Origin of the sequence: Mesobacillus sp. MER 48 (assembly GCF_023714225.1) — a bacterium.
GTDB classification, from domain to species: Bacteria; Bacillota; Bacilli; order Bacillales; family Cytobacillaceae; genus Mesobacillus; species Mesobacillus oceanisediminis_A.
Genome location: NZ_JAMAUR010000017.1, coordinates 1 through 17,513, shown reverse-complemented (window position 1 = coordinate 17,513; position 17,513 = coordinate 1). Strand labels below are relative to the sequence as shown.

General features: G+C 38.9%; 14 protein-coding genes and 1 tRNA gene. 2 read left to right on the top strand and 13 right to left on the bottom strand.

What is annotated here, in order from left to right; translation table 11 throughout:
* Window positions 1-628: 628 nt before the first annotated feature.
* The 3 genes from M3593_RS23330 to M3593_RS23320 are packed head-to-tail and all read right to left on the bottom strand — an operon-like array spanning window position 629 to window position 2,664.
* Entirely contained in the window at window positions 629-1,183 is a 555-nt protein-coding gene (locus M3593_RS23330) for a GNAT family N-acetyltransferase (protein ID WP_251545006.1), read from the bottom strand.
* Window positions 1,184-1,735 (bottom strand): GNAT family N-acetyltransferase, encoded by a 552-nt coding sequence (locus M3593_RS23325; protein ID WP_251545007.1) that lies wholly within the window; start codon window positions 1,733-1,735, stop codon window positions 1,184-1,186.
* A 14-nt stretch (window positions 1,736-1,749) separates the two neighbouring features.
* Window positions 1,750-2,664, bottom strand: coding sequence for a DMT family transporter (locus M3593_RS23320; protein WP_144481355.1), 915 nt, complete (start codon window positions 2,662-2,664; stop codon window positions 1,750-1,752).
* Window positions 2,665-2,811: 147 nt separating this feature from the next.
* Between M3593_RS23320 and M3593_RS23315 the strand changes: the two genes are divergently transcribed.
* Window positions 2,812-3,507 (top strand): MgtC/SapB family protein, encoded by a 696-nt coding sequence (locus M3593_RS23315; protein ID WP_144481356.1) that lies wholly within the window; start codon window positions 2,812-2,814, stop codon window positions 3,505-3,507.
* Between the two features lie 106 nt (window positions 3,508-3,613).
* Window positions 3,614-3,686 (top strand) — tRNA-Ala (locus tag M3593_RS23310).
* A gap of 49 nt (window positions 3,687-3,735) precedes the next feature.
* Here the strand turns inward: M3593_RS23310 and M3593_RS23305 are convergent.
* The 10 genes from M3593_RS23305 to M3593_RS23260 all read right to left on the bottom strand — a co-directional run bounded on the left by M3593_RS23305 (window position 3,736) and on the right by M3593_RS23260 (window position 17,326).
* Window positions 3,736-5,445 carry a glycoside hydrolase family 13 protein gene (locus M3593_RS23305; protein ID WP_251545008.1) on the bottom strand — a complete coding sequence of 570 codons (1,710 nt, stop codon included), beginning with the start codon at window positions 5,443-5,445 and terminating at the stop codon, window positions 3,736-3,738.
* Complete coding sequence (locus M3593_RS23300) at window positions 5,424-7,757, bottom strand: glycoside hydrolase family 31 protein (protein WP_251545009.1); 2,334 nt, start codon at window positions 7,755-7,757, stop codon at window positions 5,424-5,426. Before M3593_RS23300 ends, M3593_RS23305 begins: the two co-directional genes overlap by 22 nt.
* Before the next feature lie 18 nt (window positions 7,758-7,775).
* A complete protein-coding gene (locus M3593_RS23295) occupies window positions 7,776-11,180 on the bottom strand; it encodes a glycoside hydrolase family 31 protein (RefSeq protein ID WP_251545010.1) in 3,405 nt (1,134 codons plus the stop codon).
* Window positions 11,181-11,246: 66 nt separating this feature from the next.
* The gene (locus tag M3593_RS23290; RefSeq protein ID WP_251545011.1) at window positions 11,247-12,521 is read right to left on the bottom strand and encodes an ABC transporter substrate-binding protein; all 1,275 of its coding nucleotides are present in this window, start codon (window positions 12,519-12,521) and stop codon (window positions 11,247-11,249) included.
* 15 nt (window positions 12,522-12,536) lie between these two features.
* The gene (locus M3593_RS23285) at window positions 12,537-13,298 is read right to left on the bottom strand and encodes a carbohydrate ABC transporter permease (RefSeq protein ID WP_483308945.1); all 762 of its coding nucleotides are present in this window, start codon (window positions 13,296-13,298) and stop codon (window positions 12,537-12,539) included.
* A gap of 122 nt (window positions 13,299-13,420) precedes the next feature.
* Window positions 13,421-14,296 carry a carbohydrate ABC transporter permease gene (locus M3593_RS23280; protein ID WP_251545012.1) on the bottom strand — a complete coding sequence of 292 codons (876 nt, stop codon included), beginning with the start codon at window positions 14,294-14,296 and terminating at the stop codon, window positions 13,421-13,423.
* Window positions 14,297-14,305: 9 nt separating this feature from the next.
* Window positions 14,306-15,541, bottom strand: coding sequence for an ROK family protein (locus M3593_RS23275; RefSeq protein WP_251545013.1), 1,236 nt, complete (start codon window positions 15,539-15,541; stop codon window positions 14,306-14,308).
* 254 nt (window positions 15,542-15,795) lie between these two features.
* The gene (locus M3593_RS23270) at window positions 15,796-16,197 is read right to left on the bottom strand and encodes a DUF3139 domain-containing protein (RefSeq protein ID WP_251545014.1); all 402 of its coding nucleotides are present in this window, start codon (window positions 16,195-16,197) and stop codon (window positions 15,796-15,798) included.
* Window positions 16,198-16,330: 133 nt separating this feature from the next.
* On the bottom strand, window positions 16,331-16,759 hold the full coding sequence (locus M3593_RS23265; protein ID WP_251545015.1) for a DUF4304 domain-containing protein: 429 nt from the start codon (window positions 16,757-16,759) through the stop codon (window positions 16,331-16,333).
* Window positions 16,760-16,882: 123 nt separating this feature from the next.
* The gene (locus M3593_RS23260) at window positions 16,883-17,326 is read right to left on the bottom strand and encodes a hypothetical protein (protein ID WP_251545016.1); all 444 of its coding nucleotides are present in this window, start codon (window positions 17,324-17,326) and stop codon (window positions 16,883-16,885) included.
* Window positions 17,327-17,513: the final 187 nt, after the last annotated feature.

Sequence of the window (17,513 nt, the reverse complement as noted above, 5' to 3'; positions counted from 1 at the left end):
ATCAAACTCTCCAAGAAAGAGTTATGAGTTAGCTCATAAGTTAAAACGTTGGCTCATGTCTTCTATTAATAGAAGCATGATAATTTATTGTTTGTTGACGCTTGTTTGTTTAGTTTTCAAAGAGCAAGTTGTTCAGTTTGCCGCCCAGAAGCGACTTTATTAATATAACATGCTGTCTTGTTATTGTCAACATTGTTTTTTGTTTTTCTATTTCACTAAAAACGATGTTGTTTTTGCCAATTCAGCGTTGTTTTTCTGAAGCGAGATTAAATATACCACGGATAAATTATGTTTGCAATATAATTTTAAAAGAATTTTTCACAACTCAATTATGGAATTCTGTTTTCCAGGTTTCTTCTTATTGAATGTTTTTATTAATATTTTTTTGTTCTTGCTCATATAATGCTTTGGACAAACTAAATAACAGAGGTGATCCTATTTGCTGCAATCAGTCGCACTTAATCTTTCACTACTGATGGCAATCTTTTTATTCAGTGTGGCCTACATTGAAGCTATAAAAATTGCTAACACTGAAGGAAGGGTTCATGGTGGAACCTTCATATTCTCCACAATTTGCGCATTACTATTCTCAAGGTTCACATACCTATTCATTTAAAAAAATCCCCTCTCAGGGGATTTTTATGATTGACGCAATCGCTGCGTCCACGAAGCTGCCTTTATCAAACCATCGCTTTCGAAGCGTTCCTTCATATTCGAATCCACTTTTCTTCAACACCGCCCAGGATTGTTCATTTTGAGGATGGTACAATGCCTCTATTCGATTTAAACCCATTTCCCCAAATCCAAACCTCAATATCTCTTTCGTAATCTCCGGCATCATTCCTTTACCCCAGTAATCGGGATGAAGTTCGTAGCCTATTTCTGCTTTGAGGTGTTTAGCGTCAATTGCATGGAAACCACAAGTACCAACCAGGGTGCCTGTTTCTTTCAGCTCAGCACCCCAGCGGATTTGCCTTTTCTCTATATAGCCCTGGTTGAATTTCTCAATCAGCTCCAGAGCTTGCTGTCCTTGTGTAAAACTCTCAAGATTATAATATTTAGTCACAGGATCCTGCGAAAAATAACTGAAGATTTGTGGGGCATCTTCTATTTTGAGCTGTCTTAAATAAAACCTTTCCGTCTCCAACAAAGGAAATTGTTCAAACACACTCTCCAGCTCCATTTATCTTTCCCCTGACTGTTTTTCTATTACTGCCCGATGAAGTAATTTTAAGTCCTTCCATAGATAAGCTATTTCGGGATATTTTTTGCCTGCTATTTCGACTTCTTCTTCTTCTGCTTTTACTGGTTGGAGACTTTCATAAAACTTCCGGCTTTCATTTTCCTCAAGTACCCACACAAGCATGGCATCATATTTTTGCCCTAATAATTCCTCTAAACCAGCTTGAAGAAGCTTCAAACCGATTCGTTCTCTTTGGTACTTTTTCAGAAGGTAAATGGCATACAACTCCCCATCTGCCTCGGATTCGCCTGTCCTCTCTTTACCAAAAGATGCAAAGCCTACTATTTCTCCATCTGTAGTAACAGCAACATATACCGGGGAAGTTTCGGCGGTTTGTGTGATGCTCTTTTCCCATAAAGGCTGGCGATCCTCTGCCTTCAATGAATCAAGATACTCCTGGCTTACTATACCTTGATACGTTTCTTGCCAGCTTTTCACGTGAACCTTGGCAATGCCCTGAGCATCCCCAATCGCAGCTTTTCTGATTTCCATACCCTTATACACCCCTAACCTGAGATTGATTTTATCTCTGTCTGGTTCTTGATTTTCATTTTTCTTTCATCAACTAAAAATAAAGTTATACCAGCAATAACAATTAATCCTCCGATTACCTGGGTCAACATGACTTTTTCGCCAAGAAGGTAGAAGGCCAATAGAGTTGCACCTACTGGTTCAAACAAGATGGCCATTGAAATGACCGAAGCGCTGATCCATTTAACCGACCAGTTGAACAGGGTGTGGCCAAGCAAGGTCGGAATCAGTGCGAGGAGAATAAAATAAACCCAGTCACTAGCAGGGTACGGATAGAAGGATTCACCTACAGCTATTACATAGAAAAATAAAGTTATTGAACTGATGCTATAGACAATGAAGGTATAGGTGATCAGGGACATCCTCTTCCTCACTGTTTGGCCAAATAATAGATAAACAGTGACCAATGCGCAGGCTACAATAGCCAAAAAGTCTCCAAATAACGCACTGCCACTAACCTTAAAATCGCCCCAGCTAATGATGACACTCCCGCCGATGGCAATAATTCCACTTAGTATAGCTTTTAAAGATACACGCTCTTTAAAGAAAAAATACGCTCCTATAAATGCAAAAAGCGGCTGAAGTGTGACCAGGACGGTTGAACTCGCTACCGAAGTATAGTTTAGGGATTCGAACCAGAGGATAAAGTGAAAGGCTAGGAATATGCCGGCAATCCCGCTAAACATCCAATCCCGCATCGTAATAAGACGAAGCTCCGAAACATACTTTATAAGAAATACCGGTAGCATCAGCAAAACAGAAAAGAACAATCTGTAAAATGCAATGACACCGGAGGGCGCTGATGAAACTTTAACCAGAATGGCAGAGGTCGATACAGCCACTACACCGACTGCAACTGCCAGATATGGATTTAGTTTTGGTGATTCCATTTCCATTCTCCTTTAATATGAATTATATGTATTTTACAATGAAATCGAATTTTTAGCTTACCTTAAATGAAATTTAATCGCTATACCGTGTTTAATTCAGTATTTTTAGGGAAAGTAAATACATCTTATAAGGGGCAGGAGATCAGTATGCTTTCATCAATTGATATGGAAATTTTGCTTAAGCTTGGGATATCTGCTTTTCTGGGGCTTATAATCGGTCTCGAAAGGGAGATTAAAAGAAAACCGGTCGGTCTTAAAACGAGCTTAGTCATATCAATCGTCAGCTGTCTGTTGACGGTTGTATCAAGTGAATCAGCCTATATGTTTCCCGGGGATGAAGACGTCAATATCACGATGGATCCACTACGCCTGGCTGCCCAGATTGTCTCTGGTATTGGTTTCCTCGGTGCAGGGGTTATTTTACGAAGAGGGAATGATACCATTTCCGGTTTGACGACGGCAGCGATGATATGGGGTGCTGCAGGAATCGGAATCACAGTGGGTGCCGGATTTTACTGGGAAGCCATTGCTGGTGTAGCACTGCTGATTGTCAGTGTTGAATTCATCCCATTCCTTATGACCTTCATTGGTCCAAGGCAATTAAGGGAAAAAGAGATCCGGCTGCAGTTCAATGTTACTACGAGACAAAGCATTGCAGACATTATTACCAGGATCAAAGCGGAAAAAATCTCATTGAAAAATGTCCGCATTAAGGATCTTGCTGAAGGGAACCAGCTGGTTCAATTGATCGTAACCGTGGACTTCCGCAGAAAGACAACGGATGTATATGAGGCGGTGTCAGAAATTGATGGCATTAACAGGGTTGAGATTGAAGGATTATGAGAAAAGCCGCGGATGAGCGGCTTTTTTGCTTATTTCCGAAATTTTTGTCTTGCATGTCCATAAAGAAGGAGATATAATCTTTCTTGTACCTTATCTAAACAGATACGGGGGATTAGCTCAGCTGGGAGAGCGCAACGCTGGCAGCGTTGAGGTCAGGGGTTCGAGCCCCCTATTCTCCACTTACCAAAAAAGCTGCAAAACCAATTGGTTTTGCAGCTTTTTTAGTTATTAATTACCTTTTTGATAATAAACTAATGTTTCATATGGCCTTAACTTACCGTGTTCTACTTCTTTATAATTCTGTACAATCAATTCTGCTTGAGCAATTTCAGTTAAGAATACTTCTTCTTCAATAACAATTTCGTCTCTACTAAAGTTACACAACACAACAACCTTTTCATTCTCACTTCTTCGCTCATATGCAAAAAGCTTTGGATGATCCTCAAATAATAGATTGAAGTCACCGGTTGTGATGACATCTAATTTCTTTCTAAGAGCAATTAAATGTTTATAATGATAAAAAATAGACTCTTTATCTGCTAAAGCGGCTTCTACATTAATTTCTTTATAGCGTGGATTTACTTTGATCCATGGAGTTCCTTTCGTGAAGCCGCTATGAGTTTGTTCGTTCCACTGCATAGGAGTCCTGGCGTTGTCCCTGCCTTTTACATAAATTGATTTCATGATATCTTCTGTTGGAACTCCAAGAGATCGTTTTTCTCTGAACATGTTTAATGTCTCGACGTCTTGATAGTGTTCGATGGATTCAAACTTCACATTTGTCATCCCGATCTCTTCACCCTGATAAATATAAGGTGTCCCCTGCATCATGTGAAGGCAAGTCGCAAGCATTTTGGCAGATACCACTCGGTACTCTTGGTCATCACCAAACCGGGAAACAATCCTTGGCTGGTCATGGTTATTCCAATATAAGCTATTCCAACCTGTGCCATGCATTTCAATCTGCCATTTTGTCAGATTTTCCTTTAAATCAACCAGGTTCAAAGGTTTGAGATCCCATTTTTCAGTAGGACCACTATCTAATCCCATGTGTTCAAAAGTGAAAATCATGTTAATTTCCTTATTGTCAGGATATGTGTAAATGACCGCGTCTGCAGTACTCGCTCCCGGCATCTCCCCAACAGTCAAAATATCGTAGTTAGATAGAACTTTTTCATTCATCTCTCTCAAGTATTCATGAATCTTTGGTCCGTTTACGAAGTATGGACCTCCATCCCCATATATAGCACCTTCTTTAACCTCCCCATCCGGAAGACCAGGGACCTTAGAAATAAAGTTAATGACGTCCATACGAAAACCGTCTATGCCTTTATCGAGCCAAAACTTCATCATGGTGTAAATTTCATTCCTTAGAGCTGGATTTTCCCAGTTCAAATCAGGCTGTTTTTTTGAAAAAAGATGCAGATAATATTCATTTGTATTTTCGTCAAAATCCCAGGCCGGCCCGCTGAAAATCGATCCCCAATTGTTCGGCTCTTTTCCGTTTTTTCCTGGCTTCCAAACATAATAGTCTCGATACGGATTTTCCTGAGCTTTCTTCGATTCTACAAACCAGAAGTGTTCGTCAGAAGTATGATTCACTACTAAATCCATGATGATTTTCAGTCCTCGCTGATGAGCGGCATCAAGAAGATGATCCAAATCCTCCATCGTTCCAAATTCCTTCATTATTTGGTAGTAATCCCTTATGTCATAACCGTTATCGTCATTTGGAGAGTCATAGATAGGACTTAGCCAGATCACATCCACGCCAAGCTCCTTTAAGTAATCCAACTTTTGGATAATCCCCTGCAAATCCCCAATACCATCACCATTGGAATCATAAAAACTTCGAGGATAGATTTGATATACAATACTTTTTTTCCACCATTGTTGGTCATTCTTTACCTTTTCCACTACAGTATCTCGATTTTCCATTTCTCCGGCTCCCTTACTTCAGATAAATTCTCAACCCTAACGTCTCCCGAGTAGCCATAAACCTTCATTCCTTTTGCTTGGCTTTTCCATTGCTTATCTCCACTTATATTTACATTAACTTTTAGATAACCCTCATTCATTTCAGTTTGGAAATTTGTGATGGAATAATGACCATCTTTATAGCCAAGGGAACTTCCATCATCTTCATACAAACTGAACTTCCCTTTATCACCAGCATAAACTTCAATCTCAAGGATTTGATTTTCAGTTGTATTTTGAACCTCTGACCCCATAGGAAGAATGGTTCCTTCTTTTATAAAGATTGGGAGCTTATTTAACGCTGCTTCTATTAAGACATACTTTCCACCTTGATAGGATTCTTTAGTCCAGTAATCATACCAAACTCCCTCAGGAAGATAGATGGACCGATGGGTGGTACCCGGCCGTAAAATAGGCGCGATCATGACATTGCTCCCCAATAGGAACTGATCGCTGATATTAAATGTATTTTCATCCTCTGGATATTCCATCACAAGAGGACGAACGATTGGAACTCCCGTTTGAGATGACTCATGGAAAAGGGAATATAGATAAGGGAGCCACTTATATCTCAGCTTGATGTATTTTTTTACTATTTCAGTTGTGTCTTCACCAAAAACCCATGGCTCCTGTCGGATACTGTCCTGTACACTATGATTTCTGAAATAAGGCATGAAAGCCCCGACCTGTGTCCACCTAATCAACAATTCGGGTGTACAGTCAGAAGAGAAACCGCCAACATCCGCTCCAGTAAAAGCAACCCCTGATATGCCAAGATTCATGATCATTGGCAGTGACATTTCAAGATGCTCCCAATGGCTTCGGTTATCTCCCGTCCAGACGGTGGCATATCTTTGGATACCCGCATAACCAGCACGGGTCAAAACGAAAGGACGTTTATCGGGGAGTAGCTCTGAAAGTCCTTCGGCAGTTGCTTTGCTCATATAGAGTCCGTAGGTGTTGTGCATCTCCAAATGCGGTTTCAGTTCTCCATCCACATCATGCATCACATCGAGATCCATAGTCTTGCTTTCATTGAAGACAGACGGTTCATTCATATCATTCCAAATTCCTTCAATGCCGAGATCGGTATAGAATTTGTGCAAATTTCCCCACCAATTCCTTACCTCAGAATTCATAAAGTCAGGAAATGCACTCGTTCCAGGCCAGACATCCCCATAATAAATCTGTCCATCAAGATACTTACAAAACAAGCCCTTGTTTACCCCTTCTGCGTACACAGGATACTGAACATCCTTTTTAACTCCTGGATCTACAATTGGCACAACCTTGATCCCGTTCTTTAATAAGGTAGAGATCAGATTATCAGGTTGCGGAAAATGATCCTTATCAAAGGTAAATACTCGATAATCCCTCATATAATGGATGTCGAAAAATATACAATCCAATGGGATTCCTTCTTCTTTGAAACGATTAGCGACTGCCAGGACCTCTTCTTCTGATCGATAGCTATAGCGAGACTGATGATATCCAATCGCCCATTTGGGAGGCAGACTCATCTTTCCTATCAGCTCAGTGTAAAGGGTGGTGATTTCCTTTAAGTTCTCACCAACAAAAACGTAAAAGTCGAGTTGCCCACCATTGGCACTCATCCTGTATTTATTTGAGTAGGTCTGGGTATCAAATTCTGTTTTAAATGTATTATCAAAGAAAAGTCCATAAGATCTCTGCTTGTTATGAACAGCAAAATATGGGATGGATTGATACAGCTCGACTGTGTCCTTATTGTGCGGTGCATAAACGTCCGTATTCCACATCGACAGTTTCGAACCTCTCTTATTGAGGAAGCCAGTCTTTTCCCCAAATCCATAAAAGACATCATCAGTCTCCATCAGTGCATCAAAAAAGACTTCACCACTGTTTTTATAAAAAGTTGACGGGCTCCCCGACTGGAAGATTATTCTTTGGTCATTCGATATTTTTATTGTGAAACGGTCTTTGGTCACCTCAACTTTTACCGAATCACAGGTGATCATTAATTGGTCATTCGTTTCCTGAAACGATGCCTCATGAGGAACTTGCTTAAGTGAAACAGCAATGCTCGATGCCGAGTCTACTTTTCCAAATGGATTTATGATGATTCTAGGAATCTTTTTTTCTGCAAAATAAATCAAAAACTCACCATGCTCATTAGTGCCTGTAAGCATATGATCTTTCCACGAGAAAGATTTGACTGACCCAACATGTAATTTTGGTTCGCTTTCGATTTTTTCCTGGGTTGGAAGGATAGCAAAACTAGTTGTATCTAACACATTCATACCTCCATGAACTCAAGCTTTTTTCTTTCCGTTTATAAAAACATCTTTTCCTTCTGAGTTAGCTTCATCAGGAAGATAAACATCAAATTCTTCTGTTGGTCCACTTACTGAAATCTTCCATCTATCCGATTCTTCTATGACGTCAACAACCCATTGATTATTCAGGTGGTCATTGATTCTTTCGGATAATCCATCCTTTAAATAAATCCTTAATAAAGGTCTGACATAACTGGTAATATCATTGGAAACCCAAGAACCTAACTGAAGCGTTTGATCCACATTTGTTAAAATTACGGCCCCTTCTTTTACGTAAACAGGAATATGGTCAAGTGGTGAATCAATCAATTCATAGGCAGGACCAATAATTCTTTTACCGTTCCAGAAATCAAACCAAGTTCCTTCAGGGAAATAAACTTTTCTTGAAGTTGCACCTTCTTCTGTTACAGGAGAAACCAATAAAGAAGATCCAAAGTAATATTGGTCGAATACTCCTTCACCTCGTTGATCTCCAGGGTTCTCCATAAATAAGGAGCGCATTAATGGAATACCTGTTTCACTAGTTATTCTTGCTTCGTTCCAAATGTAAGGGAGCAAGTTCATTCGGACATTGGCATAAAATCTATATCCCTCAATTGCAATTTTTTGATTGGTTCTCTCCGCAATATTCCATGGAGTGCGGTCCTGATTAAACTCACCTTTGCTTTCAGCGTGATACTGCATGATTGGACAAAAGGCCGCCATAGCCGCGGATCTGACAAACAATTCGGCCGTTGGAATATCACCATTGAATCCCGCTAAGTCCCAGCCCCAAAATGGAATTCCTGACATTCCAGAAGTGATACCTGCAGCCAACGATCGCTTAAATGCGTCAAAAGTCGATCTTTCATCCCCTGCCCAATGTGCTGGGAATTTTTGAGCTCCCATGTATCCGGCTCGGCTAAATGTCATTGCATCTCCGCTTTTAAAATCATTAGCGAATTGGTAGTACGCCTCTATATAATCATTTGGATACAAATTACGCATTTCGTCGCCGGTTTTCCCATCAGCAAACAGTAATTCGTCTCCGAACACGAACTCCCCACCATCTGTTTTGAAACCATCCACTCCAATTTCAAGCAAATACTTCCGTTTGCTAAACCACCATTCCTTGGCTTCTTGATTTGAAAAGTCCATCAACAGACTTTCCTTAAACCAGCCTTCAGGCATCCTGTATGGAGATCCGTCTTTCTTTTTGACAACATATCCATTTTCCAGCATGTATTTTTCATCCGCATCTTTTTGTGGATGCATTTGCCTGTTCAAGTATTTTTTAATCGGAATCTGCCACAGAAGAACTTTCAACCCGTTATCATGCAGGTATTTAAACAATCCCTTAGGATCCGGCCATCGTCCCCATTCAGGAAACTCCATTTCATTGTAGGTATGACTTTCTCCATTAACTTTCACTTCATATTGGGCATCATTGAACATGTAATAAGTAGCTTCATCACTCCACTGTTCCAGAACTAGAACAGTCGCTGGTATCTGATATTCGTTTGTTTTCTCAACTTCTGAACGGGTCAGACTGTCCCTGTCCCAGTTATTGCTCGACATCCAGGGCCCAAATGCCCAAACAGGTGGTAATACTGGTTTGCCAGTTTTCGAAGTAAAGGATTTAATCACTTCCTTCGGTGTCCCTAAAAATGCGGTAAGGGAGGTGCTTTGTTGTTTTTCTGACATCCTTATCTTTATAGACAGGGCATCCTTCAATGAGTGAGCGATGTCAAAATGGGTGTACCTGTTGGTATTAACCACCAAGCCATATCCCAGTGAACTGATGTAAAAAGGAACAGGCATATAAGTCCTTGTACCTTGGTCTCGATACTGATTATAAACATAGCAATCAATGATATTCCCGCGCTGCTCAACAGCGTTATATCTCTCACCGAATCCATAAAAGCTTTCGTTCAACGGTGTATGCAAATTTAGCTTTAAGTCTCTTATAAACTGGTTTTCATCAGTCGTACATTCAATAAAGGAAAGGAAATCGTGTGACTTTAAAAGTGTTTTGTTGGCATCTCTTATGCAAATGAAAAATGGATTTAACTGCAGGTCAACAGTAAATTCTTGGTTCATGGATTTTAGGGTAAGAGCTTCATATTCTTCCTGGAGGAATTCTTGATTAATATTAGAATCAATATTTATATAAAACTGGTCATCATTAAAGCCCAGATTGACCTGTAAAGAAAAACCATCCTCATCTTTCGCTAACAAGACTACTTCACTCTCAGCCTTTTCAAATAAGCGGAATTCATTTAGTACCCGGCGTTTTAGAGGTGTGATTGGAAACCGCTCTGATTGCACCTTAAGGCCCTCGCCTTTATAAGCGGAGAATTGATAACTGAATTCCTCTTCCTGGGTAAGGGGTTCGATAGTTCCAATCCAAATGTAAACTTTTTTATCCTCAAGATATTTTCTGGTCAACTCTTTTGTCTTTACGGTTTCACCGCTAGCTGAGTATAAAGTTAATAAAACCGAATCTACTTCGCCTTCAGGCCATACCTGGCATGCTACTGTTATTGGCTCTTCGATTGTCGGATGATGTGGACTTCGTTCTGTAAGTTGCGGATCGTAAATGTTATGATTGCCAAAGGGTGTATGTACTATTTTGTACTCTTCTATTGAATCAACCTTATAGTGTTCTATCATTTCAATAATCACTTTTCCAAGCTCGGATTCCTCTGTCGACTCTTTTCCAATCAAGCTTTGTGCCAAATTTAAATAGGTATTCGCTTTTTCATAGTTGCCCTTTTCCAGAAAATATAATGACAAAAGCGCAGTTGCTGAAGAAGATTCTTTCTTACCTTCAATCGTTTTTAGTGCCCCTGTATTATTCACTAACTTCCTTTCGATTTGGCCAACTGCTTCTACCACAATTAAGTCCTCAGGAGAAAACAATCCATATGGCATAACTGCAGTAAGCATATCCAATGAAATTTGCCGTTCATTCACTGCATTAAGCAACATCCCCCCAGAAAGTAGAGAGTCAAAGACAAAATCTCTGATTTCTGTGATTGTTTTTTGGAGTTCATATTGCTGGAGATTATTTTTGGATTGAGTTAATGCCGCATATACCATTGCAATGTTCGAAACATGAAGATCTTTTTTGCCGTCTCCCCAAATGCGTTCAAAAGGTTTTCTCCAATTTTCCTGGAGAAACGTTAAATACTGTTGAACATTAACTTCTTTCATGCTCTCACTATTCGTCCCTTTTAAATGGTTCTGCACATTCCATAGCCAGGTAGCAATAAGGTATATTCGGTCTTTATCAAGTTGAGGTTTATAATTAAGAAGAATTCTTTCCGAGGATGGATAATCATTGTTTAACTGGTATACGTGAGCTTTAAGCAGCTTGCTGTACATTGCTTTTGAATCCATATGTCTCTCCCCTTATGTTAGAAGAGAAGGATATGAGGATGCCTCGATATCCTTCTCCAGATTTGATTACTTCAGCTTTTCTAATTCTCCCTGCATAACTTTCAATGCTTCTTCAGGACTCTTTTTACCGTTCACCACATTTTCTAGTTCCTTTGTGATCAAGTCACTCATTTTACTCCAATCTTCAATTACTGGAGGTAAAACAAGCGTATCCATAGCTTCAAAAATAACTTCCCTGCTTTCTGGAGGAGTTTGTTCCAGATAAGGCTTTAAGATTTCTTCATTTGTGATTGCTGGAAGTTCCCATGAACTTGCAATTCGAATTTCTGCCGCTTCGTCACTAGCGCTCATGAAGCGTGCAAATTTATAAGCAGCGTTTTGAGCATCTGAGTCCTTTGAAACTGCTAATCCATTTGCGAAGAAGTGGTGTGCCTTTTGTGTATTGCCTGCTTCAAGTGCAATATCCCATTTAAATGGTGCATCTTTGAAAGCGGATAGCATCCAGATTCCAGTATGCAAGATTCCGATTTGACCGTTCTTAAACAAATCTTCTGGTGACTGGCCAGATAGATCACCTACAGTAGGAGTTACTTTATATTTGTTCACCTTATCAACCATGTATTGAAGTGCTTCTGCATTTTCAGGGCTATCGACTGTTACTTCTGATTTGTCTTCATTGAATACAGATCCGCCATTCTGAGCAATGACTTTATAGAATTCATGGAACTGAATCGGTGCATAAGTACCCCAGACCTTTTCATCCTTGTTTGTGAGTTTTTGCGCTGCTGCTAATTCATCTTCCCAAGTCCATTCTGCAGTTGGGTAATCCACTTTTGCTTTATCAAACAAGTCTTTATTGTAGAAAGTGACAACATTTGAAAAGCTCTCTACCATTCCATATTGCTTTCCTTCGTATTGATAAGCTTTATATGCTTCTTGATTTAATTTAGATGGATCAAAATCTTTATCTTCTTCAATGTATTTAGACAGGTTCGCTAAAGCTCCCTTTGAGGCATAACTAACGAAGTTTTCATAGTTAAGTTCAAATACATCCGGTGCTTTTCCGCCAGCTATCATGGTTTGCAGCTTTGTAAAATAATCATCATAAGCAGCAATCTCATAATCTACTTTTACATTTGGGTTTTGCTTTTCAAAAGCACTGATCATGTCCTGTAGGTCTTTTTCATGGTCAGTACCTGGTGAAAAGGTGAAGTAATTGATTGTTACCTTTTCATCTTTGCTGTCTCCAGAACTCTTTTCCGAATCAGAACATCCTGCCAATACAGTAAAAGTAAGCATAAATAGTAGAACAATAGCCGAAACAAGCTTTTTCTGAGTCATCTTAATTCCCCCTTATTATTCTTTCATCCCACTCATTGTCATTCCTTGAATAAAGTACTTTTGCGCAAATAGATAGACTGCAAGTATTGGCAAAACACTAATGACTACGCCTGCCATCATCATGTTCCAATTCGTTTCCCACCTCCCTTGCAGAAGAGATAAACCTAGCGGCAAAGTAGCAAAGCTTTTATCATTAATTACAATAAGTGGCCATAGGTAATTGTTCCAAGATTGCATGAATGAAAAGATGCCTAACGTTGCGAGTGTTGGTTTAGATAACGGCATAATTACACGCCAGAATATTGAAAAATGGTTGGCACCATCCATGAAGGCTGCCTCTTCAAGTTCTTTCGGAATCGACAAGAATGCCTGCCTTAACAAGAAGGTTCCAAAAACACTAAACAGTCCAGGAACGATCAATGCCTGATATGTATCAAGCCATCCAAAGTTTTTCATTAAGATAAACTGGGGTATCATTGTGACCTGTGCCGGAACCATCATTGTTGCCAGGTATAATAGGAAAAGTTTATCCCTGCCCCAAAATTGCATCCTGGCAAACGCATAAGCTGCCATAGAACATAAAAGCAGCTGGCCTAAAGTAGTGAGAATCGCCACTAACAAGGAGTTTCCCAAAAAGTGAAGCATTGGGAATGCCCCAGTCACATCCTTATAGTTTTGAAAGGTTGCATGATCAGGGATAAACTGTGGTGGAAAGACCATTGTTGCTCCTTGATTCTTTAATGAAGTCGAAATCATCCATAGAAAAGGAAGCAGCATAGCGATTGCACCTAAGATCAAAACGATGTACAGTAAACCCTTTTTAAATATCCTAAGACTTGTAAGTTGATAGTCTTTCTGAAGGACAGTTGATTGTTTTGTAACCGGATTCATTTCCATGTTCAATCCGCCCACCTTTTCTGCATTTTCATCTGGATCAAAGTAATCACAAATATGACGATGAATAAAATCCATGACATTGCGGAAGCGTAGCCCATTTCAAAATACCGGAAAGCATGATTGTATATGTTTTGAACTAGCACATTGGTTGCGCCGCCAGGACCGCCTTCAGTCATGATCATGACCTGGTCAAAAACTTGGAATGAGTTAATCAAAGAAATGATGGTTACAAAAAATGTCGTAGGTGTCAAAAGCGGGAGGGTGATATTCCAGAATTTCTTCCAGGAATTTGCCCCATCGATATCTGCGGCTTCGTAGTAGGAGGTAGAAATATTTTGTAGGCCGCCTAAAAATAGTACCATAACAAATCCAATGTCTTTCCAGACACTTGTGATGATGATAGCTGGCATTGCTAGACTTTCATCTTGGAGCCAATTAAGCCCCTCAATACCAACAAATGATAAGAAGTAATTTATTAATCCGTAACTAGGGTTGAACAGCCATTTCCATACAAGAGATACGGCAACCCACGATGTCACTACTGGTAAAAAATACGCTGCTCTGAAGAATGCTCTTAATTTTACTTTTCTATTAAGCAGCAAAGCACATGCTAATCCGAAAATCATTACTAAGGGTAAATATCCAATAATGAAAGTTATCGTATGGGTAAACGCTGCCCAAAATTCTTTATCCACCATTAGCTGTTTGTAATTATCCATTCCGACGAATTCCATAGTGGATATTAGGTCCCAGTTCGTAAAGCTGATGGCTAATGATGATAAAAGCGGGAAAACGATAAAAGTCAAGAAACCGATTAAATTGGGCAAAAGGAACACAGCTACCCAAAAGGCTGTCTTTTTCTTTGTCATACCAACCATGTTCTCACCTCAATTTAATATAGATTTAGATTCTTCATAGATTGGAGCCTGAAACAAATGAGTGATTGCGAGTAAGGCTGCCCCTTTTAGCCATGAATCATCTCCGAGTTCTGTTGGCCTTATTTCTGTTTGGATATTTGCGGCTGAAAAAAAGTTCACCCTTGCAATATCTACAGCGGCATCCAGGAATAAGTGCTTGTATTTCATCCCTTCTCCAATAAGCAATATTGTATGGGGATTAAGTGCGTTAATTGCATTTAATATTCCGTATCCCAGGTTTTCACCAAATGATTTCATCAGTTCGTTTGCAAGAACGTCACCTTTTTCTGCTGCAGTGGATACTTCTTCGAATGAAAAATCTTCAATGATTGTTTCAGGATAGCTTTCTTTTATCTCACTGCCACGGTTAAATAGAAAAAATTCAGATGCATACATTTCAAGGCAACCTTTTTGTCCGCAGTGACATGGATACCCGCCAATTTTCATTACCGTATGGCCAAACTCACCAGCTCCCCCGGATTCTCCGTAATAAATTTTCTTATCGACCACTAGGGACATACCTAATCCGGCACCAACAGAGATACAGATGAAGTTTGACAGGTCTTTTCCTTCTCCATACCATAATTCCGCCATTGTGTAAGCGTTGACATTTTTATCAATGAATACTGGAATATTGTTCAGCTGCTCGCTTAACAATTGACATAAAGGTACGTTCTCCCATCCCAACATTGAAGATCTAACAATCGTCCCTTCCTGGCGGTTGATTAATCCAGAAGCCGCGATTCCAATACCCATAAGTTGTTCCATTGGCTTATCAGCCTTTTGTAAAAGCTCCTTAATACCACGAGCAATCATTTCTACAACATCCTGGATATTATCAAACCTGTTAAACTTCTTTTCTACTAAATCCAAAATATCAGCATTTAGATTGGTTAAGGCGAATAGAACTCTTTTCTCCTCAATCTTCACACCAACTGTATAGCCATAATCCGCATTAAACTCCAATAGTACAGGCCTTCTGCCACCAGTGGATGTAGCAACGCCGACTTCCCTTACCAAATCAATTGCCATTAATTCATCCACAATGTAAGTGATTGTAGACAAACTCATTTTGGTGATTTTTGAAACATCAGACCTGCTGATCCTGCCTGATTTCCTAATTAGGTTAATTACTATGGAACGGTTAATTTCTTTGATTAGATCCTTACTGCCTTTCCTAAGTCCATTCATATAATCCATCTCCATAATTTACTAATTAAAGAGTAACTTACTTTCTTCATTGAAGCAAGTAAGTTTTTTCAATATTTTTCGACAATTTTATGTAAAAATAGATAGACTGCTGATTAGCAGTCTATCTAGTCTTCTTATTGAAGATAAGCACCCGTATGTTTAAGTGCATTGTTTCACAATCCAACTTATAAATAAACTTCAATAAATAAAACAAGGACCCAATTAAGATCCCTATTTTTGAAAACAATAGTAAAATAGATTGTAAATCATCAGTCAGAACCTAAAATCAAATTCCCTTTAGAATCGAATTTTGACCAGCCATCTTCTAGACTTGGATAATGCATACCTTTTTCAATTGAACTCCCACCATTCATATTAGGTGATTCAAATACGATAAGCAAAACACTATTAGTATTTCTATCGTACTCGTATTCATATATCAGATTTGGTTCCTCAGCAAATTTATAAACAATCATCCATCTTCCTGTTTTAAAGTCCCTTGATGACCTTTTTTTGTATCCCTGTTCCAAATCTACTTTCTGAGCTTCCATATATGTATCAATTCTATCTTCTGCGATATTTTTATAACCAGGAAAATTCACATACCAAACAATAAAACAGACTAAAAAAAAGACAATTGCACTAACCCCAACAAACACTTTTTTCTTCACAAGAATCACCCTTAGTGTAATATTACACTAATTGTAACACGAAGAGGGATTGTACACTACCATAAAAATCCTTTATTTATTATCCTACCTCTTAATTAAATAAGAAGTTCGATAACCCATTACTCATCCAAGGTCAACCAATCGGCTCCTTAAATAAATTAGAAATCCATTTAGGGTCTGAAGTGTTTAATAAATTTAAGACGTTTGTGGCAACCTCTTCAAAATCCTGTTTTGTTTTAGCCTCTTCAAAATTAAACCATATACCATCTTCTTCCTCGGACATTGCCCCTAATCTAAAACGTTGATTAACGTGATGAGCAGTCACTTTATTTGGTTTTATTCCTTCACCCCAGTCCATTGTTATTCCTTCTAATGGACAAATTGCCAATTCAACTACAAACGAACCTCCCCATCTGTTAAATTGAAAAGTAATTAAATCTATGTTGTCTTCATTCTTCCTTCTAAAATGGGGGAATGAACCTTTAAATCCTTGCTCTTTTAAAACTGGAGTAACAATATCTTTAATTGTTAAATCCATATTCTTTCTTTGTTCTGAGGACATTTATTACCCACCTTATTGAAAAGAATTAACGTCTGAAGATTGTATATACGCTTATTTTCACAAAACTTCTTATTCAACATTACTGCATCGTTAGTTAGTTACTGCTAAGGAGAACTAAATACCTTAATCCCAAAAATTAAAGATTACATCTCCTATTCTCTGAGGTTTCCAATATTTTATTTGTTCCAGCTCTGCTCTATTCAAATTATTGTTTTGATTCTCAAATAGCTTATTGTCCAGGTCCTCAGCTTTTAGTACATTGTAAAAACCGCTAAACAGTTCACCTAAAGATGGTTCATCAATAAAATTTATTTGAGCAATTTTCACATCAGAAGCAAAGGCTAAAAGGGGATAATGTTCGTTAAGTAGGATATGAAATGACTTATCTCGTAAATTGACTTTAATATCAAAAAAGTTTGTACATTCCCGTGGTTCCCAAACCTCTATGATTTTCCCTCCATTGGTCTTAACATAGTTAAAACATAAAGACTTTAACTGTTTACTATCCATTTTAGGAGGTTCATTGCTTCCTTCATAAAACCCTGTAACACCATTTGGAAGTTCCATATATACCTCCCTAAATTGTTGATTAAGATTTTGTATCCTTTGTTTAACTATCCTGCCCCGTTCGTATTATAAGGTCATCCAGAAAAGAAAATATTTCTGGTTGACCTTTTTCTATATGGTCTTATTATAACGGTAGCCGGGGTAAAACGTAACTGCTCGTGGGACCTAGATCCCGTCAGCTAAACAG